Source organism: Paenibacillus sp. MZ03-122A, from assembly GCF_024213325.1.
GTDB lineage: Bacteria > Bacillota > Bacilli > Paenibacillales > Paenibacillaceae > Paenibacillus > Paenibacillus polymyxa_B.
The window spans coordinates 1-700 of sequence record NZ_JANAVI010000056.1 but is presented as its reverse complement, the minus strand read 5'-3'; the positions used below and the strand labels follow the sequence as shown (position 1 = coordinate 700).

At 40.4% G+C, this 700-nt stretch carries 1 protein-coding gene; it reads right to left on the bottom strand.

The window, feature by feature from the left end; translation table 11 throughout:
- Nucleotides 1–32 precede the first annotated feature (32 nt).
- A partial coding sequence (locus NLX74_RS25520; protein WP_254330935.1) for an IS3 family transposase occupies nucleotides 33–700 on the bottom strand: 668 nt, incomplete at its 5' end.

Here is a 700-nt window from a genome sequence, read left to right as displayed (position 1 = left end):
TGAAGTGACCCCTTAAAGTTAGACAACTATTTTTATGCAACCAGTTGGGCATGAGCTCGGTATTGTACCGGGCTCATACCTTTTAATTTTGACTTGATGCGCTTGTGATTGTAGTAATTAATGTATTGCTCTAGTTCTTGCTTGAAGTGATCTACACTTTCAAACTTATTTAGATAAAGAAACTCTGACTTCATGATGCCAAAGAAGTTTTCCATTACAGCGTTATCGTAACAATTTCCTTTACGAGACATGCTCTGGGTAATTCCTTGTTTCTTTAAAGCGTGTTGATACTGCTTCATCTGGTAGTGCCAACCTTGATCCGAATGCAGGAGCAGTTTATCCTTTTCGGATAAGCGTTTAAATGCCTCATTCAGCATCTCGGAGACTAAGGAATAAGTGGGGCGAGCCCCTACTGTGTAGGTGATTATTTCACCGTTAAACAAGTCTAAAACAGGGGATACATAAAGCTTTTCTCCAAACAACTTAAATTCCGTAATATCGGTAACCCATTTCTCGTTTGGCTTGCCTGAATGAAAATTACGATCGAGTACATGGGGTGCAACTTTACCCACTGATCCCTTATAGGAACGATATTTCTTCATACGCACTACCGATTTCAAGCCTAATTCGACCATAATACGCTGCACTTTCTTATGATTAACTCGGCGCCCCCGATTAAATAGTTCGTCACGGATACGAC